A 25,918-nucleotide genomic window follows, 5' to 3' on the forward strand; every position below is an offset into this window, starting at 1 on the left:
TGCCGGTTAATCTGTGCGAGCTGTTTGGAAGACGACCGCGGCCACATGGTGCGCTCGCGTGCTGGACGTGGTCACGGTGCGTTGACGGGATAGCAAATACATGACCAGAGGTCTGGGCTTAAGCATCGGTACGGTCAATGCGATGTCGGCGGTGACGGTCGAGGATCCGGCCAAGCCGACAGTGCGCACACGGCGTACCGCACTCACCTTCGACGAAGCGGGTCGGCCCCGCATCGGCGCGATCAACGAATTCGCCTCGGCGATCACCGATTTCGCGGATCTGAGCCGCGATCCGGAACCGCTGGTGGTGAACGGCCGGTTCTATTCGGCGACCAACCTGATCGCCGCGGTGGTCACCGGGCTCATCGAGCTCGCCGAACCCGCCGCCGGTGTCGTATTGACCTATCCGGCAGTGTATTCCGACAAACAGGTCGCCCTGCTCGGGCAGGCGCTGCATCTGGCCGGTGCCGGGCAGGTGCTGCTCGCACCGGAACCGGTGGCCGCGGCGGAATGGCTCGAGGTCGATCAGGGGCCGCTGGCACCGGGTTTCGTCCTCGTCTACGACCTGGGCGCCAACAGCCTCGATCTCACCGTGCTGCGGGTGGGACCGGACTGGCCGCATCATCCGATGGTCGGAACCCCGGTGCGCTCCACCGACTTCGGCGGCAAACCGCTCGGTGAGATGGTGGCCCGCTACGCCGGTTCGCCCAGCTCGGGGCGCGCCACCCAGACGCTCACGTCGATGGTGAACACCGACGCGCTGCGGGCCGAGCACATCCGGGACACCTTCCCGCTGGTCAGCAAGACCGTGGCCGCCGCGGGCCTGCGGCTGGCCGATCTGTCGCGCATCCTGCTCGTCGGCGGAGCGACGCGGCCGCCCGAGGTCGCGCGCACGCTCGCCGAACTCGGGGTGCCGCTGGTCACCGTCGCCGATCCCGGTCAGGTCGTCGCCGCGGGCGCCTCGGCACTGGCGGCCCGGACGTTCGCGCCGGTCCAGCAGGGTGGTCCGTCGGCGCCGCACGTCGCCGTGTTCTCCAGCGCCGCGGTCGTTTCCGCGCTCGCCATGTCGGCCATGACGGTATTCGGCAGCCCCTTCGATCCCGGCCTGACCCCGGTCCTCGAACGTTTCCCCGCGTTGGGCGCGCCCGCCGAGGCAATGCTCTACGACATGAGCGCCGACCTGGTCGCCGCCAGGAACTCCGGTCTCCTCGGCGGTGTCGACCCGGTCACCGGCCGGGTCGGCGCCGCGGGCGCGGCGATCGCGCAGAGCGCCTACGAGATGATCGTCGCCCCCAAGACCCCCGCCCGCGACAAGACCGAGGCGGCCGGCGGCGAGCGGGGCACCAGCCCCAAGGACCTACGCGACGACTGCCGTCCCCCCGCCCGTTCGACGTACGGCGACCCGGCGCGCTTCATCAACCCGCTGCCGTTCCCGGGTTCACTCGGCCAGCCACAGAACACCCCCACCAAACCCGGCCCCATCTCCAGCCCCGGCACGCCGACCGACCCGACCGCACCAGGTACGGGCACCCCCGGAACGGGCACACCCGGCACCGATACCCCCGGAACCGGAACGCCCGGCACCGACCCGTCGGCTCCCGCCCCCGGCGCCGGCACCTCCACCGACACCGCGGGAACACCCGGTGGAGCCGGCACTGGCACAGCACCTTCCGGCGAAACCGGCGGCACCCCCACTACCGGAGGAACAACCGACGGCGCCGGCACCGGCGGCACGACCGAAGGCGGTAGCGCGGGCGGTACGACCGGCGGCGGAACCACTGGTGGAGCGCCGACCGATGGCGGCGGCACCCCCAGTGGAGGCACCACCGGGGGAACCTCCGGAACCGGCGACGGTGGCACGTCCACCGGCGGCGGCAGCACGGGTGGCGGCACCACCGGCGGTGGCACCTCGACCGGTGGCTCGGACAGTGGAACGTCGACCGGTGGTGGTGCTTCGGGTGGCGGCGCATCCAGCGGCGGCGCGTCCGGCGGCGGCGCGTCCGGTGGCGGCGCGTCCGGTGGCGGCGCGTCCGGCGGTGGCGCGTCCGGCGGTGGCGACTCAGGTGGCAGCACCGGCGGCGGCGCATCGGGCGGGGGTGCGTCCGGTGGTGGTGCCTCTGGCGGTGGCGATTCCAGCGGCGGCGCCTCAGGCGGTGGTGCTTCGGGCGGCGGAGCTTCCAGCGGCGGCGCGTCCGGCGGCGGCGCCTCAGGTGGTGCTTCCAGCGGCGGCACTTCCGGTGGTGCCTCCAGCGGTGGCGCATCGGGTGGCACGTCCGGCGGCGCATCCTCCAGCGCGTCCTCAGGCGGTGCCTCTTCCGGCGGTGCTTCCAGCGGCGGCACCTCTTCCGGCGGCTCGATGAGCGGCGGCGGCTCGAAGTCCGGCGGTGCAAGCGGCGGCGCCGGTGGAGGCGGCGGGGGCGGAGGCGGCGGCGGTTCACGTCGCTGAATCACGGTGACCTTCGAGCGTGCGCATCGAACCGATTGAGCCAGCGCGGATGCGTATCGAGCAGAGTGCCTCCTTCGCCGACACCTTGTCCGGCGGTTCGATTCGGGGCGGCGGCTCGACGGGTGGCGGCGAAGCGCCGGCGCCGGTGGTGGACGCGGCGGTGATTCACGCCGTGCACAACTGTGGCCTTCGCGCGCGCATCGAGAGGGCTTAGGCCAGCACGATTGCGCATCTAGCGGAATGGCTCCTTCGCCGACACCTTGTCCGGCGGTTCGATTCGGGGCGGCGGCTCGACGGGTGGCGGCGAAGCGCCGGCGCCGGTGGTGGAGGCGGCGGTGATTCACGCCGCTGAATCACGGTGGCCTTTGCGCGCATCGAGAGGGCGTAAGCCAGCACGGTTGCGCATCGAACGGAGCCGATATCGCCGATGGCGGCCCTTCCGGCGGCGAAACTTCTGGCACGTCCACGAGCGATGCTCGGTCCTGTCGCGGTGGCTGAGTGCATACGGTGGCGGTGTCTTCCGCGTGGCGTACGTATGGCCGTGCGGCGGGTCGGAGCCCGACGACTGCTTCCGACAGCACGCCCGGTGGTGCTTGCAGCGGTGGCAGTTCCGGTGGTGCTTCCTCGGGCAGTGCCTCCGACGGCACCACCAGCGGCGGCACCTCGTCGGGGGTGGTCTGGCTATGGGTGACGGTTTCGGAGGGCCGGGTGGTGATCGTTGCTGGTAGTCGTGCGGGAAAAATGGGTGGGTGTCGGTGGGGGCGGGCACAATAGGGCGATGGCATCACTCGGGGGAGCGCCGAAACTGATCGCGCTCGACGTGGACGGGACCCTGTTGGCGACGGGGCTGGGGATCAGCGCGCGGGTCGTGGCCGCGGTGCGGGCGGCGGTGACGGCGGGGGCGCATGTCGTGGTGACGACCGGGCGCACCGTCATGACCACGCGTCCGGTGCTGCGGGAGCTGGGGCTCATCGAGGGGCATGCGCTGTGTTCCAACGGCGCCATCCATCTCGACGTGGCCCGCGGCGAGCCGGTCGCGGTGCAGTCGTTCGATCCGGGCCCGGCCGTGCTCGCCCTGCGCGCGCTGTTCCCGGACATGATCTTCGCCGCCGAACGGGTGGGGGAGGACCCCTGGGCGACAGGCCACGGGCCGGGTGAGTTCTCGATCGGCGAGTTCCTGCTCGTCGACCATCAGCGGCTGAGCAGCGAGCCGACCCCGCGATTGAACGGCTGGTGGCCCGGCGGCAGCATCGAGGAGATGCTGCGCCTGCTCGCCTCGCTCGAGGTGCCCGACACCTCGTGGGTGCACGGCGAATTCGGCCCGTGGGTCACGGTTTCGCGCCGGGGCGTCACGAAAGGCTGGGCGCTGGAACGGCTCCGGTGCGCGCTGGGTGTCGCGCCCGACGCCACCCTGGCCATCGGCGACGGCTTCAACGATCGCGAGATGCTGAGCTGGGCGGCCCACTCGGTCGCGATGGCGAGTTCACCCGATTCGGTACTCGCCCTGGCCGACGAGGTCACCGGCGACGTCACCGAGGACGGTGTCGCCACCGTCCTCGAACGCTGGTTCGCCGCCTGACCGGCTAGGCCGACGCCGCCTTCGCCGCCGTCATCGCGACGAAGTGCGGATTGGTCATGATCCCGAGCACATTGCCGAACGGGTCGACCACCGCCGCGGTCGCGAACCCGGCACCCTCACCACGCTCGGTGATCGGCTCGTACTCGGTGGCGCCCAGCGCCAGCAACCGGTCGAAGGTCGCGGCCAGGTCGTCGACGTGCCAGAACACCACGCCGCCGCCCCCGGGTGCGTTGCGGGCGCCCGCCGGCGCGTAGGCGCGGTTGATGATGCCCAGTTCGGCCTGCATCGGCCCCACGCGGAACTCGTAGTACCCGCCCGGCACCTCGTAATACGGTGCCAGGCCGAGGAACTCGGTGTACCAGTCCTTGGCGGCGGTGAGGTCGTCGGCGTAGTAGGTGGTCGTAGCCATTCCCTGCAGCATGTTCGCTCCTGGTTCGTCGGTGTCGATGAGAACGACTCTGCCAGCCAAAGTGCTCACCGAATGAGCACTTTGTCGGGCAGAATTCCGGACCATGCGAGCGGACAGACTGGTGGCCACCCTGCTGTTGATGCAGGCGCGCGGACGGGTGACGGCTGCGGAGGTCGCCGCGGAACTCGAGGTGTCGGTGGCGACCGCCCGGCGCGACCTGGAGGCACTGTCGGCGGCGGGCATCCCGGTGTATCCGCAGGCGGGTCGCGGCGGCGGATGGTCCCTGGTCGGCGGTGCCCGCACCGATCTGTCCGGTCTCACCGCGGGCGAGACCAGGGCGTTGTTCCTGCTCGCGGGACCCGCCGCGCAGGCCGCGCCGGAGGTGAAGTCCGCGCTGCGCAAACTCGTTCGCGCGTTGCCACAGACCTTCCGGGCGGACGCGGCCGCGGCGGCCGACGCGGTGGTGGTCGACCCGGCCCGCTGGGGCAGGCCGGATCCGGCGCAACCCGCCGCGCTGCCGCCGCTCCAGCGCGCGGTGGTCGACCGGCGCCAGGCCCGCATCGAATATCTGCGCTCGGGCGCGCGCACCGTCCGCGTGGTGCATCCGTGGGGACTGGTCGAGAAGGAGACGATCTGGTATCTCGTCGCCGGCACCGAGCGCGGGCAGCGCACCTTCCGTCTCGACCGGATCGGCGAGGTCGAGATACTCGACGAAGCCGCCCAGCGTCCCGCCGATTTCGACTTGCAGGCCGCGTGGGCGGCGATCGTCACCACGATGGAGGGCCGCCGGGCCGCGGTGGCCGCGTCCGTGCTGGTCTCGTCCGCACTCGCGCCGATTCTCGCCGATCAGCAGGGGCGCAACTGCACTCTGCTCGGCCCGGCCCCCGATGGCCGCGTCCGCGCGAGCATCACGGCCGACACCGCGAAGATGGTAGCCCGGCAGCTGGCGGGCTGGGGCGCCGATGTCGAGGTCGTCGGCCCGCCGGAGGTCAGGGCGGAACTCGTCGCCCTGGGCACCGAACTGGTCCGCGGCAACAGCTGAGGTGCATCCGGCTGCGGGCAGCCGGATGCAGTCCGCTCAGCCGCGGTCGACGCGCCGCGCCAGCGACCGCACGACCTCGGTCGCGACCACCGCGTGCCCACTCGTGGTGAAGTGGATGAGATCGGCACTCATCAGCGTCGGCCGGGTGCGGACCGGATGGTCCCAGAACTCGGTGAGCACCGCGTCGTACTCGGTGGCGACGGCCCGGACCACCTCGTTCATCGCGGCCATGCGCTCGCGCATCGGCCGCATCGGCGCCATCCGCTCGACCTCCCACACATCGGCCACCGTGAAGACCGACAACTGGGCGCCGATCGCGGCCAGCTCCTCGAACATGGCGGACAGATTGTCGTGCAGCCGATTCGGATCCCCACCCGCCTCGAACAGATCGTTCCCGCCGCAGCTGACGTGCACGAGATCCGGCGCGAACTCGAGTACCTGCGGCAACTGCCGTTCCCTGACCTGCGTGCTCGTCGCGCCGATCCGCCCCGTATTGCGGTAGACGAGCGCCGGATTCACCGACGACAGGACGGCGGCCACCCGATCGGCCCAGCCGGTGGCGGCATAGCCGGGGCTGGGATCGCCGGTTCCCGCGGCGATCGAATCGCCCAGCACGGCGAAGCGCTGCCATGGCGCGCCGTCGAGCAGCGCGACCGCCTGTGCACGAGACAGCAGCAGCGGATCGTCGGCCTCGGTGTTCGGATCCGACAGTGGGGTGGTGGAAGTCATCGGGAGCTCCTAGTTCTGATGGTCGGTGGCGCGGAGGGGCAGGGCCAGCAGGAGCGCGACCGCCAGTCCGATCGCGGCGCCGATCGCGAACACGAGGTGGAAGGCGCGCACCGGGTCGCCGGGCACCGCGGTGAACACGGCGGCGAGCACCGCGACGCCGAGTGCCCCGCCGACCTGCCGCGCGGTCACATTCATGCCGATGCCCGCCGCGAACTGCTGCGGTGGAACGGAACTGGCGGCCGCGGTGCCGAACACGGTGACGACGATGCCGATACCGCCGCCGCCGAGCAGCCCGGCGGGCACCCAGGCCGACCACAGCGCGGGATCGGGTCCGAACGCGTCGGTGCTCATCCACGCCAGCGACGCGGTGTACATCAGCGCGCCGACCACACCGGCCCAGCGCTGGGCCTGCGGCCTGGTGAGCCGTCCGACGATCATCGAGGTCACCATCGACGCCGCCGCGCCGACGGTCAGCGCCGCCGCCGATCCGAGGACCGAATAGCCCCAGATCTGATCCAGGAACAGCGGGCCCGCGAGCAGCCACGCGAACATGGTCGCGCCGAACAGGAACGAGCCGGCGTTGGCGATCGCGAATCGCCGGTCGCGCCACAGGGACACGGCCACCGCGGGTTCCGGGTGCCGCCACGAGCGCACGAGCGCGAACAGCACCAGGGCGGCTCCGCCGAGCAGCGCGACGAGGGTGCCCGGCGCCGTCCACCCCCAGTTCTGCCCCTCGGTGACGGCGGCGACCAGGGCGCCCAGACCCAGCGCGACGGCGACGATGCCGAGGGGGTCGGGCAGCGAACCGCCCCGCGGCGGTTCCTCGGTCGCGGGCAGGCGCAGGCCCGGCACGATCAGGGCGATCGCGACCGGGACGTTGACCAGGAACACCGCGCGCCAGCCCAGGCTCTCCACCAGCGCGCCACCGATGGCCGGGCCGACCACGGCGGCGAATCCGCCCGCGGCCGTCCAGACTCCGATGGCGGCGCCGATGCGCTCGCGCGGGGTCGCGGCCAGGACCAGGCCCATCGCGGCGGGCACCATGAACGCCGCCGTCATGCCTTGCAGGACCCGGCCGGCGATGAGCCAGTCCGCGCCGGGCGCCAGCCCGCACAGCAGGGAGGTCACCGCGAATCCGGCCAGGGCCAGGGCGAAGAGCTTGCGTCTGCCGAGCACGTCGGCGAGGCGTCCGGCCGGGGTGAGCAGGGCGGCGAAGGCGATCGCGTAGCCGCTGACGATCCAGGTCAGCGTGCTGGTCGCGGTGCCGGGATAGGTCGCGGCGATGGTCGGGAACGCGATATTGACGACGGACAGATCCAGAAACGCCAGGAAGGCCGCACCGGAGGCCACCGCCAGGGTTCGCCCCGCGGCGCCGGGCAGCGCGGCGGGTGGGTCATGGGGCCGAGCGGATACATCGGTCATGGGAATCCTTCGGAGAGAAATAAGAACGTACGATCGTTCGTAAAATAAAGTACGACCGATCGTTCACATAGGCAAGAGGTGGTGGAAGAATGGTTCCCATGACTCAGCTGACCGAGCCCGGCGACCAGCGGCTGGCCAAGGGCGCCCGCGCGCGGGCGACCATCGCCCGCCGGGCCGCCGAGCTCGCCTCCGTCGAAGGGCTGGACGGCATCAGCATCGGGATGCTCGCGACCGATCTCGGCCTCAGTAAAAGCGGCATCGCCACCCTCTTCGGCACGAAGGAGGCCCTGCAGCTCGCCGCTGTCCAGACCGCCCGGGAGGTCTTCATCGAGCGGGTGATCGCGCCCAGCCTCCAGGAGCCGCGCGGCGCGGGCCGGGTTCGCACCCTGATCGAGCGCTGGTTCGCCCACATCCAGGATCCGCCGTTCCCCGGTGGCTGTTTCCGGGTCGCCACGCTGGTCGAGTTCAGCAGCAAGCACGGCGCGGTCCGCGACGCGGTGGTGTCCGATCATGACGAATGGCTCGCGTTGCTGACGACCGAGATCGGCAAGGCGCAGGAGGGCGGCGACTTTCCCGGCGTCGACCCCGGTCAGCTGGTCTTCGAGCTCAACGCGGTGGTCAGCGCCGCCAATGTCGCACGCCAGCTGGGTGATTCGGCGCGGGTCGACGCCGCGCGGGCGATCGCGACCCGGCTGCTCGCGGACTGACCCGCGAACGCGAACGGCGTCGTCACCAGGGGGTGACGACGCCGTTCGCGATGGACTTCAGTGGTGGTGGGCGTGCTGGGGCGCCGCGACAGCGGCGGTCAGGGTGAACGCGGCGGTGCGCACCACGTCACCGTGCCGGAAGTCGAGGAACAGGCGGTAGGTGCCGGGGCCGGGAACCGCGGTGTGGAAGGTGATCTCCGGTCCGGCCGGGGTGACCCCGTCGCCCGGCTCGCCGTTCGGGTGTACGTGCACGTAGGCCAGATCGCCCGCCCGCAGGATCACCAGGTGGCCGAACGCGGCCAGGTAGGGCTGCAGATCCGTCACGGCCGCACCGTCTTTGCGGACGGTGAGAGTCAGCAGGTCGCCCTCGGTGCGCAGCTCGCCGTCGACGGTGACCTCGTAGCCGTCGACCCTCGCGGTGCGGCCGACCGCGGGAACCGGTTGCGGCGCATAGTGTCCCGCGATCGCCAGATCGGCGCCGAGGGTGATCGTGCGGCCCAGTGCCCGCGGCGCGATGTCGGTGAACACCCGGTAGGCGCCCGCCTCGGGGAGTTCGAGCCGGATGGCCCAGGTGCCGTCGGCCTCGCGGACCGGATGCACGTGCCAGAACCCGGTCAGTTCGCGGCGCGCGACGATCAGGTGGAGCTCGCGGTCGTGGATCGGGTCGAACTCGGTCACCGGGGTGCCGTCCGGGCCGAGGATGCGGAAGCGGAAGTCGATCGCGCCCGGCTCGGCAACGGTGGTGTCCAGATCGAGCGTGTAGCCGTCCTGGGTGACCAGCAGTCCGCCCGGTGCGCCGGCGGCGTGGCCGGCGTGGGCGCCGCCGTGACCCGCGTGCTCGCCGTGCTCCGGTGCCGCGTGCTTGCCGTGCTGACGCGGGGCGCGCTCGGTGGTGTCGATCCCGTGCCCGGCGTGGTGGTGCTGATGCTCGGTGTGGGCGTGGTGTCCGGCGTGGGCGTTGGTGGTCATCGTTCTCGCCTCTCTGCGTGCTCTGTGCGTTGACACCACCATATACCCCTAGGGGGTATGTCGGTAAGGGCATTCTCCTGTGGGCTGGGTCACGTCGACGGGTTAGTGCTGTGCGTTCCAGAATCCGATGGCGACGGCGGGCCACCAGCAGATCTGTGAGATCGCGCCCGATGCCGCACCCCACAGCAGGAGCGGCGCCGACAGCGGTGCCACGGAATGGTTCGACAATCGCCTGCCCAGGATCGTGGTCTGCAATCCGTTGACGGTGAGGATCGCGGTCGCCGCCATCTTGACCTGGGTCAGTGGGGAACTCAGGTTCGGTTCCAGAACGCATCCACTCACGACCAGGATCGCGAGACCGAGCCAGATCGGCAGATGCATCCGGTTCACGCCGGTCATCGCTTCGGCCAAGGTGCTGCGCCCGAGCAGCCACAGGGCGGTGAGGTAGTCCGCGATCAGTACGCCGCCAAATCCGAGGGTCAGTCCGGCCAGGTGGACGAAAAGGCCTGCGGTGTGCAGGATCGGATCCGGGTGAACGTGGGTGGCGACCCATACCGCCGTCCCCAATGCGCCCAGCGTGGCCAATGTGGTGGCGCCGAGCAGCCACCAGGAGTCGAGCGGTCCGAGTGGGCGGGTCGGCTCGGGCGCCGGCCACCGCCCGCCGTGCGGGAGCGGCGCGGGCGCGTGTGGCGCGCCCCAGACCGTCGGCGTCACCGCGTTATTCGGTCGAATGACCACTAAACCGTCCGTCATCGCTGCCCTTCACGTGCGTTCCCAAAAAAGATTAGGTGAGGCTAAACTATTTCTTCGGTATTGGTAAAGACGTTCCCGGTCGCGCATCGGCCGAGACAAGGCGGTGAGTGATGCCGGTCGGCTGGGGTATCTCCTTCGGCGCCCGCAACAGCGTGTGCGTGTCCGTGGGCGGTGGTGTCGATCCGGCGATCAGCGTGACCAGGGCGACCGTCGAGGCCGACGACGGCACCCGGATTCTCGGGTTCGGTGACCTGACCGCCGTCGGCGACATTCCGTGCGCGACTGCCGCCGACCTGGTCGCGACCGCGCTCGGCGCGGCGATGGCTGCGGCGGGCGCCGTCGCCGAACGTGCGGTGCTGGCGTACCCGGCGGTGTACAGCGCGCGTCAGCTCACTGCGCTCCGGCAGGCGCTGGACCGGGCGGGACTGGCGGAGCTGGAACTGATCGCCGAGCCGATCGCGGCAGCCGCGGCACTGGACGGCTTCGCCGACCTCGGATCGGAGGACGACAGCCCAGACGGCGCGAATGATTCGGGTGCGTTGCTGGTATACGACCTCGGCGCGAGTTCCCTCGATCTCGCGGTGCTGGTGCGCGACAGCGACGGTCACCGCGTCGCGGGCAGGCCGGTGCGCTCCTACGAGTTCGGCGGCCGTGCCTGCGCCGCGGCCGTGGCCGAGGCCGCGCACGATCTGGCGGCCGCTGACCATTCGCCGGGGGAGCGGGTCGACCCGGCCCGGGTCGCGACCGTGCGCGCGCAGCACGTGCGGGACTCGCTCCCGCTGGTCCGCGAATGCCTGCGCACCGCAGGGGTTTCCCCGCACGAGGTGGCGGCGGTGCTGCTCGTCGGCGGCGCGGCGACGCCGGCTGACGTGGCCCATACCCTGGCCGACCTGCTCCGCTGTTCCGTCGTGCGCGGTGCGAAACCCGCCGAGACCATCGCCAGGGGCGCGGCCCTGCTCGGCGCTGCCCGACCGGCCGTGGACGGCGTCCTGGTCCCGGTCCGGCGACCGCGATCCCGCGGTGTCCTGATCGCCGCCGCCATCGCTGTGCCCCTGGGTATTCCGGCCGTTCTCGGTCTCCTGCGCATCGAGGACGGCCGACCGGGGAACACCGTCGCGGCACCCGTCCGGGTGGTGCCGGCGATCGGCGAACCAGGTGTCGGCGGGACGGTCGAACCTCGCGGTGTCCCCGGATGGCCGGAACGACCGCTCACCGTCTCGGCGGTCCGCTGGTCGCCGGCCGGGTCACAACCGGAACCGCCGCGCGTGCCGGGAGCCATGGCACCGGATCCGGCTACGCTCGTCCGGGCCACGGGCGAGGCGGTACCGGCGCTGGAGACGTTCACCTCGGCCACCCTGCCCGCCGCCGATGCCGCGCCGAACTCGACGTCTCCTGGCCGGGATCGCCCCTTGCCCTTCGCCGCTGAACTGCGAGTCCCGTCGGGTTCGGTACCGGACTATCCCGAGTTGTCCGGCCCGCGCGACACCATCACGGCCACGATGGCATCCGCGACCGAGCAGGTGACATCCACGGCTTCGGTGCCCGGCGGCGGGCCGCAGTCCGAGACCGGAGGAGACCAGGCGGCAGTCCCCGCTCACGATGTCGACGATCCGGATCACGGGACGCCGAGCCCCGGGGCGGGGGTATCGGAGCCCAGCGCGGGTACATCGGCGTCGGATGCGGCGGAAGCGGCGCATTCGGAGGGAGGGGCCTCCGGGTCGGAGGTGGTCGGTACGGCGAATTCCGGTGCGGGGGAACCGGGCGCCGTCAGCTCGGCGGGCTCACCGTAGGAGAGACATCGCGCAGGACGGGATGCGTCCGAACTGGTACCTGCGTCCGTGCCGATGCTCGGCGTCTACGGCACCGTCCGGGGGAGCGTCAGACGTTGCCGAGCGACCCGCGAGGGTCAGGCAGACAGCTCCAGGTCGGCCTCGATCGCGGCGTCGTAGCGATCCCAGACGACTTCGGCGAGCATCGGGTGGGCGCCGAGAGTATCGGCATGCACGAGATCCGGTGCGGCAGTGCGCAACCGGTCGGTGAGCAGGCCGGGGGCCAGGAACCAGGGCGCGACGACGACGGCGTCCGCGCCCCGGGCGCGCAGCCGAGTGGCGGCGGCGGTCAGGGTGGGTTCGCTTGTCGCGAAGCAGATCTCGGCCGCAAGGCCGGTGCGGCGGGCGATCTCGGCGGCCACTTCGGCGGTGCGCTCGTTGGCGCCGGGACGGGTCGAGCCGACGGCGGCCACGGCGATGCCGGTGGCATGGGGCGCCGCGTCGGCGATCCGATCACACAGCGCGGCGAGCAGACGCGGATCGGGCCCGAGGACATCGGCTTGGTCGAGCCGCAGCCGGGGGTGACGCCGCCGTGCGGAGTCCAGCAAACCGGGTAGATCGACCCGGGCGTGGAACGCGCTGCCGAGCAGCAGCGGAACGACGACGGCGTGGGAGAAACCCTGCGCCGCAACCGAATCGACCACCTGGTCGACCGAGGGCGCGTTGAGGTCGAGAAAGGCCAACCGGACCGTCAAGTCCGGCCGGGTCGCGGCGACCAGATCGCGGACAGCCGCCGCGTTCGCCGCCGAACGGGGATCCCGGCTGCCGTGCGCCACCAGGATCAACGCGGGCTCGCTCCCGCCGCGCGGCACCGTGACGGCGCCGCGCGGCGGAGCGAGCACGAGCGACATCAGACCGCGCTACCGACCTCGACGGCGGTCAGCACATCGCCGACCAGGCCCGCGGCCAGCGTGTTGCCGCCGGCGGGATCGATCAGCAGGAACGAACCGGTGTGCCGGTTGGTGCGGTAGTCGTCGGCCGGGATCGGCTCGGCCAGCCGCAGCGAGACCCGGCCGATGTCGTTGAGCTCCAGCGTCTCCGGGCTCGGCTCGGCCGTCAGGGTCTGCTCGTCGAAACGCTCCACGAGCGCGCCGACGATCGCCTGCGTGGTCTTGGCGCCGTGCTTGAGCAGCAGCCGCGCGCCGGGGCGCAGCGACTTGTCGCCGAGCCAGCACACGGTGGCGTCGAAGGTGTCGATCGGCTCAGGCGCGTCCGCGGGGGAGGCGATGATGTCGCCGCGCGAGATGTCGACCTCGTCGGCCAGCAGCAGCGTCACGCTGCGGCCCACCTGCGCCACGGCGAGTTCACCGTCGGGAGTGTCGACGCGCTCGACGGTGGTGCGCTTGCCCGAGGGCAGCACCACGATCTCGTCACCGGGGGAGACCGAGCCGGCCGCGATCTGACCCGCGTAGCCACGGTAGTCCGGGTACTCGGCGGTCCGCGGGCGGATCACGTACTGCACCGGGAACCGCAGACCCAGCGCGTGCTCACCGGTCGAATCGGCGTCCACCGGAACCGATTCCAGGTGCTCGATCAGCGAGGGGCCGTCGTAGTACGGGGTGTTCTCGGAACGGCTGGCGATGTTGTCGCCGTGCAGCGCCGACACCGGGATCTCGAGGACGTCCTCGTCGGCCCAGCCCAGCTTCGCGGTGAGGGTGTTGAACTCCGCCGAGATCGCGGCGAAGACCTCGGCCGGGTTCTCCACCAGGTCGATCTTGTTCACGGCCAGTACCAGCTTCGGCACACCGAGCAGCGCCAGCACCGCGGCATGGCGGCGGGTCTGCTCGATGACGCCCTTGCGCGCGTCGACCAGCAGGATCACCAGCTGCGCGGTGGACGCGCCGGACACCGTGTTCCGGGTGTACTGCACGTGACCGGGAGTGTCGGCCAGCACGAAGGACCGCTTCGGCGTGGCGAAGTAGCGGTACGCCACGTCGATGGTGATGCCCTGCTCACGCTCGGCGCGCAGGCCGTCGACGAGCAGCGACAGGTCGGGGGTCGACAGACCCTTGTCCACCGAGGCGCGGGTGACGGCGTCGATCTGATCGGCCAGCACGGACTTCGTGTCGTAGAGCAGCCGTCCGACCAGGGTTGACTTGCCGTCGTCGACAGAACCGGCAGTGGCCAGCCTCAATAGGTCGGACATCAGAAATAACCCTCTCGCTTGCGGTCTTCCATGGCGGCCTCGGACACGCGGTCGTCGCCACGGGTCGCACCACGTTCGGTCAGTCGGGACGCGGCGACCTCGGCCAGGATGGCCTCGTTGTCGGCGGCGTCGGAGATGATGGCGCCGGTGGTGGAACCGTCGCCGACGGTGCGGTAGCGCACCGACCGGGTCTCGAGCACTTCGTTCTCGTTCGGGCCGCCCCACACGCCGGGGGTCATCCACATGCCGTCGCGCTGGTACACCGGGCGCTCGTGGGCGTAGTAGATGCTGGCCAGATCGATGTTCTCGCGGGCGATGTAGCGCCAGATGTCGAGCTCGGTCCAGTTGCTCAGCGGGAACACCCGCACGTGCTCACCGGGAGCGTGCTTGCCGTTGTAGAGGTTCCACAGCTCGGGCCGCTGCCGCTTCGGATCCCACTGGCCGAAGGCGTTGCGCAGCGAGAAGATCCGCTCCTTGGCGCGCGAACGCTCCTCGTCGCGGCGGCCACCGCCGAACACCGCGTCGAAGCGGTGCTCGGTGATGGCGTCGAGCAGCGGGACGGTCTGCAGCGGGTTGCGGATGCCGTCGGGGCGCTCGGTGAGGCGGCCGTCGGCCAGGTACTCCTCGACCGAGGCCACGTGCAGGCGCAGCCCGTACTTGTCCACCACCTTGTCGCGGAACTCGAGCACCTCGTCCAGGTTGTGCCCGGTGTCCACGTGCAGCAGCGCGAACGGCAGCGGCGCGGGCCAGAAGGCCTTGAGCGCCAGGTGCAGCAGCACGGTGGAGTCCTTGCCGCCGGAGAACAGGATCACCGGCCGCTCGAACTCGCCCGCGACCTCACGGAAGATGTGGATCGCCTCGGACTCCAGCGCCGCGAGGGTGTCGAACTCGGTCAGGCCGAGGTCGCGTTCGGTGGTGTCGGTACTCACAGGCTCACTCCCAGTGGTGGTGACGGTCATGATTGGTGCAATCCGCATTCGGTCTTGGCGAGGCCGGCCCACCGGCCACTACGCGGATCGGACCCCGGTTCGGGCTTGCGCGTGCACGGTGCGCAGCCGATGGACGGGTAGCCCTCTTCCACCAGGGGATTGACGAGAATGCCGTTGGCCTCGATATAGGCCTGCATCTCGTCGTCGGACCACGGTGCGATCGGATTGATCTTCACCAGGCCGAAAGCTTCGTCGAAGGAGATCAGCGGCGCGTTGGCGCGGGTGGGAGCCTCCACCCGGCGGATACCGGTGATCCAGGCGTTGTAGCCGGTCAGCGACTTCTTCAGCGGCACGACCTTGCGCAACCGGCAGCACTCGGCGGCGTCGCGGGCGAACAGATCCTTGCCCAGCAGTTCGTCCTGCTCGGCGACACTGTGCTCGGGCCGCACGTTGACCACGTTCACGCCGTACACGGCCTCCACCGCGTCGCGGGTGCCGATGGTCTCGGCGAAGTGGTAGCCGGTGTCGAGGAACAGCACGTCGACGCCGGGCCTGGCCTGCGCGGCCAGGTGCACCAGCACGCCGTCCTGCATGTTGGAGGCGACGATGTAGCCGTTGCCGAAGGTGCGGTCGGTCCAGGCGATCAGGTCGGCGGCCGAGGCGTCGGAGCCCAGCTCGGCCGCGCCCTGCTCGGCGATGGCGCGCAGTTCGTCCTCGGACAGCTTGGCGGCGAGATTCGTTGTCACAGTTGAGATCTCCTCATCCACTAGCGGAGGTCGGCCTCGTCGGCGCGCACAGCCCACACCGCGAAGCGTTCACCGTCTTCGCGGCCCTTGACGAAGTTGCGCACGACACGCTCGATGTAGTCGCCGAGCTCGACACTGGTCACCTTGTGCTGACGCAGCTTGCGGCCGAACCCGCTGTCCAGGCCGAGGCTGCCACCCAGGTGAACCTGGAAACCCTCGACCTGATTCCCGGCGCCGTCGTCGACCAGCTGACCCTTGAAGCCGATGTCGGCGATCTGGGAACGGCCGCACGAGTTCGGGCAGCCGTTGATGTTGATCGTGATCGGCACGTCCAGCTGCGCGTTGATGTCGGCGAGGCGCTGCTCGAGCTCCGGCGCCAGCACCTGCGAGCGCTTGCGGGTCTCCACGAACGACAGCTTGCAGAACTCGATACCGCTGCAGGCGAGCAGGTTTCGCCGCCAGATCGACGGGCGGGCCTGCAGGCCGAGTGGCTCCAGCTCGTCGATCAGCGCGTCGACCTGGTCGTCGGCGATGTCGAGCACGATCAGCTTCTGGTACGGGGTGAACCGGATCCGGTCCGAGCCGTACTTCTCCGCGGCGTCGGCGACCTTGCTCAGGATGGTGCCCGAGACGCGGCCCGCGATGGGGGAGAAGCCGACGGCGTTGAGGCCGTTGCGCAGCTTCTGCACGCCGACGTGGTCGATCGGCTTGGCCGGCTGCTCCGGCGCGGGACCGTCGATCAGCTTGCGCTTCAGGTACTCGTCCTCGAGCACCTGGCGGAACTTCTCGATGCCCCAGTCCTTGATCAGGAACTTCAGGCGGGCCTTGGTGCGCAGGCGGCGGTAGCCGTAGTCGCGGAACAGCGAGACCACGGCCTCCCACACGTCCGGCACTTCGTCCAGCGGCACCCACGCGCCGACCCGCTTGGCCAGCATCGGGTTGGTCGAGAGGCCGCCGCCGACCCACAGGTCCAGGCCGGGGCCGTGCTCGGGGTGGTTCACGCCGACGAACGCGACGTCGTTGATCTCGTGCACCACGTCCTGCTGGCCCGAGATCGCGGTCTTGAACTTGCGGGGAAGGTTGGAGTACTCCTTCTTCCCGATGTAGCGCTTGACGATCTCGTCGATGGCCGGGGTCGGGTCGATGATCTCGTCGAGCGATTCACCGGCCAGCGGCGAACCCAGGATCACGCGGGGGCAGTCGCCGCACGCCTCGGTGGTGTGCAGGCCGACCGACTCGAGCCTGCGCCAGATCTCCGGCACGTTCTCGACCTCGATCCAGTGGTACTGGACGTTCTCGCGGTCGGACAGGTCGGCGGTGTCGCGGCCGAACTCGGTGGAGATCTGGCCGATGGTGCGCAGCTGCGCGGCGTTGAGCGCGCCGGCGTCGCAGCGCACCCGCATCATGAAGTACTTGGCCTCGAGGATGTCGACGTTGTCGTCGTCGGTCCAGGTGCCGTCGTAGCCCTGCTCGCGCTGGGTGTAGAGGCCCCACCAGCGGAAACGTCCGCGCAGGTCGGCCTTGTCGATCGAGTCGAAGCCGCCCTTGGCGTAGATGTTCTCGATGCGCGCGCGCACGTTGAGCGGGTTGTCGTCCTTCTTGGACTGCTCGTTCGGGTTCAGCGGCTCGCGGTAGCCGAGGGCCCACTGGCCTTCGGAGCGGCGCCGGACCGGCTTGCCGGTGCGCTCGCGCGGCGCGACGGGGGCTTCGCTGCGCGGCCGATCGGGTCGGACGCGGCGTTCGGCTGCCGGGCGCTCGGGGCGGGCCGGCGACGACTGTTCGGTCGAAGCGGCGTCGGTGCTCGACGTCATGTGGGGTCGCTCCTGCGGGGTGGGTGGTACATCCGTGCTGAAGGCGCGAGGGGCTGGCTCGCGTCAGGTGGTCAGCGGGCCGATGAATGTCGATGGCACCGGGGTGGACCCGGGCGTGGACGCCGCTGCGCTACCGGTGGAGACCGGGCCGACAACAGGCGCTGCAGACACGCTGGAAGTCGACGTGGCGCCGGGCCACGAGTCGTACTCCAGTTGCGTGCATGGGCCTATTGTGCCATGTCAGCCGGGTCGTTCCGACCGCAAGGAGATATTTCCCGCACTTTTGGGGGAAATTCCCTGGACGGTCGTGCCGTTCTGTGACGGGGGTCATAGTTCACCCCGCGGAAGCGACTGGTGATTCGTCATCTGCCATCGCTGTGCGGTACGGCACAGCGCATTGACCTGGAGCGTCGTTGAGGTTGCACAGTGGGTCTCATGAGCACCGACGCCACCGTGGCCGGACAGACCCCCATCGACATCGAGACCGAACTCGCGGCCATTCGCGCCGTGGTCGACACCGTCGCCCACGCCCAGGACAACGAACTGATCGACGAGTTCACCGGAGTCTTCCGCGCGGACGCGATCTGGACCACCGGCCACGGCAAGCGGCTGTTCGGCCGCGCGGCCATCGCCGAGTTCACCGCCCAGGTCCTGCCGGGCGCCACCACCCACGGCACGGCGACCTACGAAATCGAGCACGTCCTGTTCCTGCGCCCAGACGTGGCCGCCGTCAAGATCCGCCAGAGCTACTTCACCCTCGACGGCGAACTCTCGGGTCGGGGCACACCGATGTACGTGATGACCAAGGAAGACGGCGCATGGGTTCTGACCGCCAACCAGAACACGCCGGTGGTGGCGGACTGATCCGTTCGATCGATCCGGTCGCCGGCCCGGCGTCGGCCGCGACCTGCGGCACGGCGGAACGCAGTTTCCGACCGCGAGCCGGACAGCGCCTGCCGTCGGTGGGTACGTGGATGTGGGGTGACGTTGTGCCTGGCGCGGCGACGGAGGTTGCCGACATCGCTGCCCGCGCGAGCCGCAGTGAGCACGTGAGCCGGTCTCGCCGCGTGGACGGGACGGTGACGGCGCTCGCACCGGGTCAGGGGTCGTGCGGGGCGCGGCGCCGGGGACGGGCAGACTGGAGGGGTGACTTCCAGCGCTGCCACCGGGGCTCCCGGCGTGACTCCCGCCGATGCCGAGCGGCCGGTGCTGCGTGACTTCGGGGGCGGCGCGTTCGGGGTGTATGTACACGTGCCGTTCTGTGCGACGCGCTGCGGATATTGCGACTTCAACACCTACACGGCGGGGGAACTCGGCACGTCCGCGTCGCCGCAGTCGTGGCTCGAGGCGCTGCGCGGCGAACTCGCGACCGCGGCGACCGAGTTCGCCGCCCTGCCCAGCGCGACACCCGAGGTGTCGACGATCTTCGTCGGAGGCGGCACACCCTCGCTGCTGGGCGGTGACGGGCTGGCGTCGGTGCTCGACGCGGTGCGCGCCGAGTTCACCCTGGCCGCCGGTGCCGAGGTGACCACCGAGTCCAATCCCGAGTCCACCTTGCCCGAGTTCTTCGAGCGCATCCGGGCCGCCGGGTACACCCGGGTCTCGCTGGGCATGCAGTCCGCTGCGCAGCATGTGCTGCGGGTGCTCGACCGCACCCACACGCCCGGCCGCGCGGTCGCCGCCGCCAAGGAGGCCAGGGCCGCCGGCTTCGACCACGTCAATCTGGACCTGATCTACGGCACCCCAGGCGAAACCGACGCCGATCTCGACGCGAGCCTCGACGCGGTGCTCGCCGCCGGGGTCGACCACGTGTCCGCCTATTCGCTGATCGTCGAGGACGGCACCGCCCTGGCCCGCAAGGTCCGCCGGGGGGAACTGCCCGCCCCCGACGAGGACGTGCTGGCCGCCCGCTACGAGCGCATCGACTCCCGGCTCGAGGCCGCGGGCCTGTCCTGGTACGAGGTGTCCAACTGGGCCGCAGGCGACGACGCCCGCTGCCGCCACAACCTCGGCTACTGGGACGGCGGCGACTGGCTCGGCGCGGGCCCCGGCGCGCACAGTCACGTCGGCGGGGTGCGCTGGTGGAACATCAAGCATCCCGCCCGCTACGCCGACCGGGTCGCGCTGGGCGGGCTGCCCGCCGCGGGCTGGGAAGCGCTCACCGAGGACGAGCGCTACTTGGAACACCTCATGCTCACCGTGCGGCTGCGCACGGGCCTCCCGCTCGACACCCTCGCGCCCTCCGCGCGCCCGGCGCTGGATCGCATCCTGTCCGACGGCCTCGCCGTGCTCACCGACGAACGGCTCGTCCTCACCGACCGCGGGCGGCTGCTGGCCGACGGCGTAGTCCGCGACCTGCTCGACTGACCCGGCGAAAATCGCTGTCGATTCCGGCGGCCTGGTGGCACGATGCGCCGGGTGACCACCTCGCGGAACGATCTGGTGCGCTGGCACTTCGACCTTGTCTGGTCGCTGTTCGAGTACCACCTGGAACGGTTGACGCCTGCGGACTTCCTGTGGGAACCGTCCGCGCTGTCCTGGACGCTGCGGCCGGACGGCGAGGGTGGCTGGGTCCCCGACTGGGCCGACACCGAACCCGACCCGATCCCCGTGCCGACGATCGGCTGGCTCACCTGGCACATCGGCTGGTGGTGGAGCGTCGCCACGGACCATGTCCGCGGCCGGACGCCGCGGGAACGCACCGCTGTCAGCTGGCCCGGCCCCGGGCCGCAGACCATCGATTGGCTGCGGCAGTTGCGCGCGGACTGGCTCGACGTGCTCGCCGCACTCGACGACGCGGATCTGGACGCAACGTCGGCCTATCCGTGGTCGGCCGACGCCGGGCTGACAGTGGCACACCTGGTCTCCTGGGTCGATGCGGAATTGATGAAGAACGTGGCCGAGATCGGTCAGCTGCGGCTGCTGCGCGCCGCCGGCGAGCCGTCCGGTGAGATCCATTCGTGATCCGAATTTCCGGGCTCACCGCCGCTGCGGGCTCCGGAGAAGATCGCCCGGTCGTGAACCGGAAACGGCGTGATGCACACCTCATCGGAGGGCCAGGGCACCGGGGTCGCAAACCGGTCCGATCCCGGGGTTCGGAGCCGAAGATAACGATCAGGGGCGTAGGCTTCGGCTCGATCCTAGGGAGCTATATGTCCACCGAACGGCACATCACCCTCGTCCAAGAGCAGAGCGAATTCGCCGAAGCGCGCTCTGCCGAGAAGGCGGAGAACGCGCGGCAGTGCGCGGTCGCCGCCCGCACGGTCGCGTCGCACTCCAACGACGCGGAGGACTGCGTATCACTGCTGGCGATGCTCGGCCTCGACGCCCTCGCGGGCAAGCAGGTCGGCGCCGCCCACTCCGCAGCCCGCAGCTGACCCCGGCGGGGCCGCCCACCGGGTGGCCCCAGCCCGCGGTCGATCGGCTCGACCGCCCCGGCGCGCTACCGCCTGCCGACATCGTCATCCCCAGCCGCGGATTCTCGCTGCCCACTCGACTCCACGTCGACCGCGCCACCGATCACCCCGCCGCGAACCACCGGCCGTGAATCAGCAAGCAGCACATCGGTATTCGCCCGTGTAACGAGATACCCCGGCAGCTCACGCTCGCTCGCGGCCGCCACCGGAGCCCCGGTGCTCGGCATCACCGCGCACTGAAGCCGATCCCCGGCTCGGACCACCGGCGCCCCGGCCGGCGTATTCGAGGACGCGACCTGTCCCGTCCCACCAGGACTACCGCGCTCCACAGCCGGCCGAGCCACCCCACCCTGCTGCGGCACATTCCCCGCCCCAGCCCCGGCCGCCGCACCAACTCCGGCCCCACCCCCGACTCCGGTCCCGAGCCCGGACCCGACTCCGGTCCCGAGCCCGGACCCGACTCCGGTCCCGAGCCCGGACGCAGCTGCGCTTCCGCCTCCAGCCCAGGCACTGGCTCCATGCCCGGTAGCGACCCCGGCCCCAGCGCCCACTCCGGCTGTGGCCCCACCAGCCCCAGCCCCGATTCCGCCTCCGGTCGCGGCCCCAGCTCCGGTCGCGGCCTCAGCTCCGGTCCCGGCTCCGAGTCCAGCTCCAGCGCCAACCCCAGCACCAGGTCCGCCGCCGACCCCGGTCGTGGCTCCAGCTCCAGCCGTCCCAGCCCCGGCACCAGATTCGGCTGCTCCAACTCCAGCCGTCCCAGCCCCGGCACCAGATTCGGCTGCTCCAACTCCAGCCCAGGCCACGGTCCCAGTCTCGGTCGCAGCTCCGGATCCCGTCGCGGCGCCGGCTCCGCCTCCCACCCCAGCTCGGGCCTCAGCCCCGCCTTCAGCCTCAGCTCGGGCCTCAGCCCCGCCCGCGGCTTCAGTCCCGGCTGCAGCTCCGGACAACCCTGCCCCGGCGACAGCGTCGACGGCACCTCCAGCTCCGGTCTCGACCGCGGCTCCAGTGCTCGCGGCGTCAGCCTCCGCCCCGCCTCCAGCCAAGGTCTCAAACTCGGTCGCAGCTTCAGATCCGGGTGTAGCGCCTGCTTCGCCTCCTGCCCCGGCCGCAGTGCCAGCTCCAGCGGCGGTGCCGGTTCCGGCTGCGCCTTCGGTCGGCGAGGGCCCGGTTTCGGTACCGACGGCATCTCCAGCCCCGGGCACGGCTTCAGCGCCGGTCACGGCTACGGCTTCAGCCCCAATCGCAACCCCAGCTCCGTCCGTCCCGGAGTATGGCGAGGTGTCGCCGTCAGCTGCTGTGCTGTCGGCGGCTTTCGAGGCGGTGGAGGCCAGGGCTGTCAGGCGATGGTCCGCTGTGGTCCATGTGTCGTGGGCGCCGTCTGGCTCGGTGCTGGGCGCGAACGGGGCGCGGCGATCGGTGAGAGCGGAACCGGAGGGATATGTATCGGTGGTCGTGCTTTGTGAGTATCGAAACGGCATCGGCAGCAGGGGAATTCGTGCGTCGATCGCCGCGAACGGCACGACATAGCGCGAATGCATTGCCGAGCGCGCCTCTTCGAGGGCGTCGTTCTCCGCGTGGTACGCCGTCGCGTCGTCCATGACGAGCTCGGGCGTTGCCGCGCCGGTGGTGATCGGAGAGGGGATCGCGTATTTGGTTGCTGCGATCGCGTCGGCCGCGGACCGGACGGCGGTGGGTAGTTCGGAAAGTGCGGTGGTGAGGTTGTGTGCGTCGTAGAGATAGGCGCGCAGACGCGTCCAGGCGGCATCGGCGGCGAGTCCTGACCAACCCGTGTGGGCTGCGGTGAATGCCCTCTCGAATGCCGCGACCCCTTCGGCCCACCTATGGGCTATCCGTTCGAACCGGTCCGCCTGCGTGGCGGCATCAGCTACCTGGATCGGGGTGAAGGCCGACGCGATGTCGAGGTGCCGCCAGTGCCATGGGTTCTCGCCGCCGCCTGGTATGGCAGGCGGTTCCCAGGTGGTCACTGTGCCTGCTCCCGTGGATCACGTCCGCTCGCAGCCGGATTCGTGGTCTGGAGTTGGCGGCTCCAGTCGATGTCCGCGCCGGTGAGCTGGGACAGCGCGAGCCGGTGTGCCTTCCGGATCTCCGAGATGGCGGACGCGTGCGCGGTCATCACCGCGTGGATGCTGTTTCCGTCGATTCCGGCGGCCTTGGCCCGCAATCGCGCCACGACGGCCGCGGAGGAGATCAGCCGCGGGTCTCCCTCGCCCAGTCCCCAGTGGGCCTGTTCGCCGATCTCGGTGGCCAGCGCGACGATCTGGTCGATCACCGCCAGAAAGGCCGCGCACCCCTGGTCGACCCCGGCGAACGCCGCCGGATCCACTGCCGATCCCGTTGCCTGATAGCCCTCGTTCCGCTGGTGCACAAGCCCTCCCCGGCCGTCTGAAAACCACTGGTGAACAGCTGAATCAGTGCCGAAACTACCCCGGTGGACGGGCCAGCGGCCGGCGACTTCCGCCGCCTGTGGACAACTCGCGGCCTGTGGACAACCGGGCTCGGGTGCGCCCGGTGAGCGGGCGATCCCGGATCGGACAATTAGACTGGACAACGAGACGCTCCGAGCGTCCGCGTGCGAGTCTGTGCGGCGTACACAGCAGCACACGCGGGCCGATGACGTACCCGGCACGAGCGAGGAGGTGGGGTCGATGGCGTCGAGCACCGAGGATCGGCGGTTCGAGGTCCTGCGAGCGATCGTCGCGGACTACGTCGCCACCAAGGAACCGATCGGCTCCAAGTCGCTCGTGGAACGGCACAGCCTGGGTGTATCCAGCGCCACCATCCGCAACGACATGGCGGTGCTGGAGGCGGAGGGATACATCACCCAGCCGCACACCAGCTCCGGCCGCATCCCCACCGACAAGGGCTATCGCGAGTTCGTCGACCGTATTGCCGAGGTGAAGCCGCTCTCGGGCGCCGAGCGCCGGGCGATCATGGAATTCCTGGAATCCGGCGTCGACCTCGACGACGTCCTGCGCCGCGGCGTGCGGCTGCTGGCGCAGCTCACCCGGCAGGTCGCGGTGGTGCAGTACCCGACGGTCTCCGCCTCCACGGTGCGCCACATCGAGGTCGTCGCGCTCAACCCCGCCCGCCTGCTGCTCGTGGTCATCACCGACACCGGCCGGGTCGACCAGCGCCTCGTCGACCTGGGCACGGTGATCTCCGACGACGATCTGGCGGCGGTGCGCGGCCTGCTCGGCGGTGCCATGGACGGCAAGCTGCTGTCGGTGGCCAGTGCGTCGGTGGCCGGCCTGCCCGAACGGGCGCCCGCCAAGATCAGGGATGTCCTCGTCCGGGTCTCGACTGTGCTGGTGGAGACCCTGGTGGAGCATCCGGAGGAACGGCTCGTCCTCGGCGGCACCGCCAATCTCACCCGTAATGTCGCCGACTTCGGCTTCCCCGGCTCCCTGCGCACCGTGCTGGAGGCGCTGGAGGAGCAGGTCATCGTGCTGAAACTGCTCGCCGCGGCGCAGCAACCGGGCCAGGTGACGGTGCAGATCGGCGAAGAGACCCAGGTGGAGCAGATGCGCGGCACCTCGGTGGTGTCCACCGGCTACGGCGCGGCGGGCGCAGTGCTGGGCGGGATGGGTGTGCTCGGCCCCACCCGGATGGACTATCCGGGAACAATGGCCTCGGTGGCCACTGTTGCCCGGTACATCGGCGAGGTGCTCGCCGAAAGGTGACTGCGGCCGGGTAACCGGCCGACCCACACTGTTAAGGTCGATACTTCGGCCGGTAAAGTTGAGTGGATTCGACTAAAGGAGCGCGCGGCGCTCGGCTGGACCACAGCGACCAAGGACTAGAGAACTCACGTGGCACGGGACTACTACGGACTGCTCGGCGTCGGCAAGAACGCCACCGACCAGGAGCTCAAGCGCGCCTACCGCAAGCTGGCGCGGGAACTCCACCCCGATGTGAACCCGGACGAGGCCGCTCAGGCCAAGTTCAAGGAAGTCTCCACCGCCTACGAGGTGCTGACCGACCCGGAGAAGCGCCGGATCGTCGACCTCGGTGGTGACCCGCTCGAAAACGGCGGCGGCGGAGCCGGATTCAGTGGCGCCGGTTTCGGCGGCCTCGGCGACGTCTTCGAGGCGTTCTTCGGCGGCATGAGCGGCCAGGGCGGCGGCGCGCGCAAACCGCGTGGTCGCGTGCAGCCCGGCGCCGACTCGCTGATCCGCACCCGGCTGAGCCTGGCCGAATGCGCGGTCGGTGTCACCAAGCACCTGACCGTCGACACCGCCATCCTCTGCGACATCTGCCAGGGCGCGGGCACCAACGGCAACTCCAAGCCCGTCCGCTGTGAGACCTGCGACGGCGCCGGTGAGGTGCAGTCGGTGCAGCGTTCCTTCCTCGGCCAGGTCCTCACCTCGCGGCCCTGCCCCACCTGCCGCGGCGCGGGCGAGACCATCCCCGACCCCTGCCACAAGTGCGGCGGCGACGGCCGGGTGCGCGCCCGCCGCGAGATCGCCGCGCCGATCCCGGCCGGTGTCGCCAACGGCATGCGGGTGCGGCTCGCCGCGCAGGGTGAGGTCGGCCCCGGTGGCGGTCACGCCGGTGACCTCTACGTCGAGGTCGTCGAGCAGCCGCACGACACCTTCGTCCGCGACGGCGACGACCTGCACTGCACCGTGCGTGTCCCGATGGTCGACGCGATCCTGGGCACCACCGTGGTCGTCGACACCATCCTGGACGGCCCGACCGAGCTGACCATCGCGGCGGGCACCCAGCCCGGCGAGATCATCCAGCTGCGCGCCCACGGCATGCCGCGGCTGCGTTCGGGCGCCCGCGGTGACCTGCTGGCCCACCTCGACATCGTCGTGCCCAGCAAACTGGACGGTAAGCAGACCGATCTGCTGCGCAAGTTCAAGGGCCTGCGCGACAAGGACCGCGCCGAGGTGATGTCGGCCCAGTCCGAGCACAACAGCGGCCTGTTCGCCCGCCTGCGCGCCTCCTTCAGCGGACGCTGA

Annotated in this window: 23 protein-coding genes; 12 read left to right on the forward strand and 11 right to left on the reverse strand. The window is 70.7% G+C overall.

Annotation, left to right across the window (positions count from 1 at the left end):
* Window positions 1-100: 100 nt before the first annotated feature.
* The 3 genes from EL493_RS11860 to EL493_RS11870 all read left to right on the forward strand — a co-directional run bounded on the left by EL493_RS11860 (window position 101) and on the right by EL493_RS11870 (window position 4,025).
* Entirely contained in the window at window positions 101-2,446 is a 2,346-nt protein-coding gene (locus EL493_RS11860) for an Hsp70 family protein (protein ID WP_022567202.1), read from the forward strand.
* A gap of 19 nt (window positions 2,447-2,465) precedes the next feature.
* Window positions 2,466-2,660 (forward strand): hypothetical protein, encoded by a 195-nt coding sequence (locus EL493_RS11865; protein WP_022567203.1) that lies wholly within the window; start codon window positions 2,466-2,468, stop codon window positions 2,658-2,660.
* Between the two features lie 564 nt (window positions 2,661-3,224).
* The gene (locus EL493_RS11870) at window positions 3,225-4,025 is read left to right on the forward strand and encodes an HAD family hydrolase (protein WP_030202615.1); all 801 of its coding nucleotides are present in this window, start codon (window positions 3,225-3,227) and stop codon (window positions 4,023-4,025) included.
* A 4-nt stretch (window positions 4,026-4,029) separates the two neighbouring features.
* Here the strand turns inward: EL493_RS11870 and EL493_RS11875 are convergent, their stop codons facing one another.
* Complete coding sequence (locus EL493_RS11875) at window positions 4,030-4,446, reverse strand: VOC family protein (RefSeq protein WP_019045840.1); 417 nt, start codon at window positions 4,444-4,446, stop codon at window positions 4,030-4,032.
* 91 nt (window positions 4,447-4,537) lie between these two features.
* Here EL493_RS11875 and EL493_RS11880 point away from each other — a divergent pair, with 91 nt between their 5' ends.
* Window positions 4,538-5,476 carry a helix-turn-helix transcriptional regulator gene (locus EL493_RS11880; RefSeq protein ID WP_019045841.1) on the forward strand — a complete coding sequence of 313 codons (939 nt, stop codon included), beginning with the start codon at window positions 4,538-4,540 and terminating at the stop codon, window positions 5,474-5,476.
* 36 nt (window positions 5,477-5,512) lie between these two features.
* Here the strand turns inward: EL493_RS11880 and EL493_RS11885 are convergent, their stop codons facing one another.
* Both EL493_RS11885 and EL493_RS11890 read right to left on the reverse strand, forming a co-directional pair.
* On the reverse strand, window positions 5,513-6,205 hold the full coding sequence (locus tag EL493_RS11885) for an SGNH/GDSL hydrolase family protein (RefSeq protein WP_019045842.1): 693 nt from the start codon (window positions 6,203-6,205) through the stop codon (window positions 5,513-5,515).
* A 9-nt stretch (window positions 6,206-6,214) separates the two neighbouring features.
* Window positions 6,215-7,627, reverse strand: a complete 1,413-nt coding sequence (locus EL493_RS11890) for an MFS transporter (RefSeq protein ID WP_019045843.1) — start codon at window positions 7,625-7,627, stop codon at window positions 6,215-6,217.
* A gap of 98 nt (window positions 7,628-7,725) precedes the next feature.
* Here EL493_RS11890 and EL493_RS11895 point away from each other — a divergent pair, with 98 nt between their 5' ends.
* A complete protein-coding gene (locus EL493_RS11895) occupies window positions 7,726-8,334 on the forward strand; it encodes a TetR/AcrR family transcriptional regulator (RefSeq protein WP_019045844.1) in 609 nt (202 codons plus the stop codon).
* A gap of 57 nt (window positions 8,335-8,391) precedes the next feature.
* Here the strand turns inward: EL493_RS11895 and EL493_RS11900 are convergent, their stop codons facing one another.
* Both EL493_RS11900 and EL493_RS11905 read right to left on the reverse strand, forming a co-directional pair.
* A complete protein-coding gene (locus tag EL493_RS11900; protein ID WP_019045845.1) occupies window positions 8,392-9,303 on the reverse strand; it encodes a hypothetical protein in 912 nt (303 codons plus the stop codon).
* A gap of 102 nt (window positions 9,304-9,405) precedes the next feature.
* A complete protein-coding gene (locus EL493_RS11905) occupies window positions 9,406-10,017 on the reverse strand; it encodes a hypothetical protein (protein WP_019045846.1) in 612 nt (203 codons plus the stop codon).
* A 149-nt stretch (window positions 10,018-10,166) separates the two neighbouring features.
* On the opposite strand from EL493_RS11905, the gene EL493_RS11910 reads away from it, so the two are divergent.
* Entirely contained in the window at window positions 10,167-11,846 is a 1,680-nt protein-coding gene (locus EL493_RS11910; protein ID WP_019045847.1) for an Hsp70 family protein, read from the forward strand.
* 116 nt (window positions 11,847-11,962) lie between these two features.
* On the opposite strand, the gene EL493_RS11915 is transcribed toward EL493_RS11910, so the two are convergent.
* From EL493_RS11915 to EL493_RS11935, 5 genes are read right to left on the reverse strand one after another with little or no spacing between them, the layout of a single operon-like run.
* A complete protein-coding gene (locus EL493_RS11915; RefSeq protein ID WP_019045848.1) occupies window positions 11,963-12,736 on the reverse strand; it encodes a sirohydrochlorin chelatase in 774 nt (257 codons plus the stop codon).
* Window positions 12,736-14,031: a sulfate adenylyltransferase subunit 1 gene (locus tag EL493_RS11920; RefSeq protein WP_019045849.1), complete on the reverse strand. Its 1,296-nt coding sequence runs from the start codon at window positions 14,029-14,031 to the stop codon at window positions 12,736-12,738. Before EL493_RS11920 ends, EL493_RS11915 begins: the two co-directional genes overlap by 1 nt.
* On the reverse strand, window positions 14,031-14,990 hold the full coding sequence (gene cysD, locus EL493_RS11925; protein ID WP_019045850.1) for a sulfate adenylyltransferase subunit CysD: 960 nt from the start codon (window positions 14,988-14,990) through the stop codon (window positions 14,031-14,033). Before cysD ends, EL493_RS11920 begins: the two co-directional genes overlap by 1 nt.
* The gene (locus EL493_RS11930; RefSeq protein WP_019045851.1) at window positions 14,987-15,706 is read right to left on the reverse strand and encodes a phosphoadenylyl-sulfate reductase; all 720 of its coding nucleotides are present in this window, start codon (window positions 15,704-15,706) and stop codon (window positions 14,987-14,989) included. Before EL493_RS11930 ends, cysD begins: the two co-directional genes overlap by 4 nt.
* Window positions 15,707-15,726: 20 nt before the next feature.
* On the reverse strand, window positions 15,727-17,517 hold the full coding sequence (locus EL493_RS11935; RefSeq protein WP_019045852.1) for a nitrite/sulfite reductase: 1,791 nt from the start codon (window positions 17,515-17,517) through the stop codon (window positions 15,727-15,729).
* Between the two features lie 435 nt (window positions 17,518-17,952).
* Here EL493_RS11935 and EL493_RS11940 point away from each other — a divergent pair, with 435 nt between their 5' ends.
* From EL493_RS11940 to EL493_RS11955, 4 genes are all read left to right on the forward strand, one after another.
* Window positions 17,953-18,381, forward strand: a complete 429-nt coding sequence (locus EL493_RS11940; protein ID WP_019045853.1) for an SgcJ/EcaC family oxidoreductase — start codon at window positions 17,953-17,955, stop codon at window positions 18,379-18,381.
* Between the two features lie 282 nt (window positions 18,382-18,663).
* The gene (gene hemW / locus EL493_RS11945) at window positions 18,664-19,884 is read left to right on the forward strand and encodes a radical SAM family heme chaperone HemW (protein ID WP_036836121.1); all 1,221 of its coding nucleotides are present in this window, start codon (window positions 18,664-18,666) and stop codon (window positions 19,882-19,884) included.
* Between the two features lie 42 nt (window positions 19,885-19,926).
* Window positions 19,927-20,481: a DinB family protein gene (locus EL493_RS11950; protein WP_019045855.1), complete on the forward strand. Its 555-nt coding sequence runs from the start codon at window positions 19,927-19,929 to the stop codon at window positions 20,479-20,481.
* Window positions 20,482-20,669: 188 nt separating this feature from the next.
* On the forward strand, window positions 20,670-20,894 hold the full coding sequence (locus tag EL493_RS11955; protein WP_019045856.1) for a hypothetical protein: 225 nt from the start codon (window positions 20,670-20,672) through the stop codon (window positions 20,892-20,894).
* A 2,020-nt stretch (window positions 20,895-22,914) separates the two neighbouring features.
* On the opposite strand, the gene EL493_RS11960 is transcribed toward EL493_RS11955, so the two are convergent.
* Window positions 22,915-23,319 carry a hypothetical protein gene (locus EL493_RS11960; RefSeq protein ID WP_022567213.1) on the reverse strand — a complete coding sequence of 135 codons (405 nt, stop codon included), beginning with the start codon at window positions 23,317-23,319 and terminating at the stop codon, window positions 22,915-22,917.
* Between the two features lie 280 nt (window positions 23,320-23,599).
* Between EL493_RS11960 and hrcA the strand changes: the two genes are divergently transcribed.
* Window positions 23,600-24,634 (forward strand): heat-inducible transcriptional repressor HrcA, encoded by a 1,035-nt coding sequence (gene hrcA, locus EL493_RS11965; protein WP_019045858.1) that lies wholly within the window; start codon window positions 23,600-23,602, stop codon window positions 24,632-24,634.
* A 129-nt stretch (window positions 24,635-24,763) separates the two neighbouring features.
* The gene (dnaJ, locus tag EL493_RS11970) at window positions 24,764-25,918 is read left to right on the forward strand and encodes a molecular chaperone DnaJ (RefSeq protein ID WP_019045859.1); all 1,155 of its coding nucleotides are present in this window, start codon (window positions 24,764-24,766) and stop codon (window positions 25,916-25,918) included.

It is taken from the genome of Nocardia asteroides (assembly GCF_900637185.1).
Classification (GTDB): Bacteria; Actinomycetota; Actinomycetes; order Mycobacteriales; family Mycobacteriaceae; genus Nocardia; species Nocardia asteroides.